Origin of the sequence: Nonomuraea sp. NEAU-A123 (genome assembly GCF_018603905.1) — a bacterium.
In the GTDB taxonomy this organism is placed as follows: Bacteria; Actinomycetota; Actinomycetes; order Streptosporangiales; family Streptosporangiaceae; genus Nonomuraea.
Window position 1 is genome coordinate 1 of the sequence record NZ_JAHFZZ010000070.1, and the last position, 1,797, is coordinate 1,797.

Here is a 1,797-nt window from a genome sequence, read left to right on the forward strand (position 1 = left end):
CCGTGCCAAGCCCGTCGTCGGTGACTTCAACGGCGACAACATGACCGACATCAGCACCTTCTACGACTACCCCGGCGCCCGAACCGGCCTGTGGACCTGGACCGCCAAAACCGGCGGCGGCTTCAACCCGCCCACCATGACCTGGGACTCCGGAGCGGGCAACTGGGAGCAGTTCCGTACCAAGCCTGTCTGATCGTGCGAGCTGGCTGCGGCGCGCAAGCCGCAGCCAGCGGACTTCTCACCCTTCTTTGGAGAAAATCATGAAGATCACCCGTCTCATCGCGACCCCGCGTTTACCCTTCACCCGCCGCCTGACCGTGTCGGCCGCCTTGGCCGCAGGACTCCTCGCCGGAGGTGCTCTCCCTGCGGCAGCGCAGGAGCCGACCCCCGCCCCCACCACCAGCCGCGTCCCCGGCCCGGCCGGCGAGCCGGTGCCCGAGTCGCTCGCGGCGTCACTGTCCTACACCGCCTGCGTTCCGGGCGGCGAGACCAGCGCGGACACCGCGATCGCCGACCAGGTCCGGCCGCAGATGAACGGCCCCCGCATGGGGAAGAGCGTGAACTCCTACAACGTCTCCTGCGCCCGGATCATCACGGCCACGTCCAAGGACCGAGGGCTGGACAAGCGAGCGGCGGTGATCGCCGTGACCACGGCCATCACCGAGAGCACCCTGCACAACTACACGGAGGCCGGCGACCACGACAGCCTGGGGCTGTTCCAGCAGCGTCCGTCCCAGGGCTGGGGCACGCCCGCGCAGTTGATCGACCCCGTGTACGCGACCAACGCGTTCCTCAACGCCATGCTGCGCAAATATCCGAACAACTCCTGGATGAGCGGGGACATAGGCGCCATCTGCCAGAAGGTGCAGGTGTCGGCGGTCCCGGACGCCTACGCCAAGGAGGTCCACGACGCCCAGCTTCTCGTCGACGCTCTGTGGGACGCGGGGACGACACCGTCGACGGACCCTCCGTCCGGCACCTCGGAGGTGAAGGCGGACTTCAACGGTGACGGGCTGGACGACGTGGCCGCGTTCTACGACTACCCGGGGGCCCGGACGGTCCTGTTCGTCTGGTCGGCCAAGGCCGGGGGCGGCTTCAACCCGCCGGTCAGCATGTGGGACTCGGGTGCGGGCAACTTCGAACAGCCGCGCGCCAAGGCCATCGCGGGTGACTTCAACGGTGACGGCCTGGCAGACGTCGGCACCTTCTACGACTACTCCGGCGCCCGCACGGGCCTGTGGATCTGGACCGCCAAGGCTGGCGGCGGCTTCAACGCGCCCGTCATGTCCTGGGACTCGGGCGCGGGCAACTTCGAACAGCCGCGCGCCAAAGCCGTCACCGGCGACTTCAACGGCGACGGCCTCGCAGACATCAGCACCTTCTACGACTACCCCGGCGCCCGCACCGGCCTGTGGACCTGGACCGCCAAGGCAGGTGGCGGCTTCAACCCGCCCACGATGACCTGGGACTCGGGCGCGGGCAACTTCGAACAGCCGCGCGCCAAGGCCATCGCGGGTGACTTCAACGGCGACGGCCTGGCAGACGTCGGCACCTTCTATGACTACTCCGGCGCCCGCACGGGCCTGTGGATCTGGACCGCCAAGGCAGGCGGCTTCAACGCTCCCACCATGTCCTGGGACTCGGGCGCGGGCAACTTCGAACAGCCCCGCGCCAAGCCCGTCGTCGGTGACTTCAACGGCGACAACATGACCGACATCAGCACCTTCTACGACTACCCCGGCGCCCGAACCGGCCTGTGGACCTGGACCGCCAAAACCGGCGGCGGCTTCAACGCGC

2 protein-coding genes are annotated in these 1,797 nt (G+C 68.6%); both read left to right on the forward strand.

From position 1 onward, the window contains the following. The coding region (locus tag KLK06_RS59360; protein ID WP_214644742.1) for a hypothetical protein at window positions 1-193 on the forward strand (193 nt) is incomplete at its 5' end. A 67-nt stretch (window positions 194-260) separates the two neighbouring features. Beyond that, window positions 261-1,797, forward strand: a 1,537-nt coding sequence (locus tag KLK06_RS59365; RefSeq protein WP_214644743.1) for a VCBS repeat-containing protein, incomplete at its 3' end; no start/stop codon positions are given.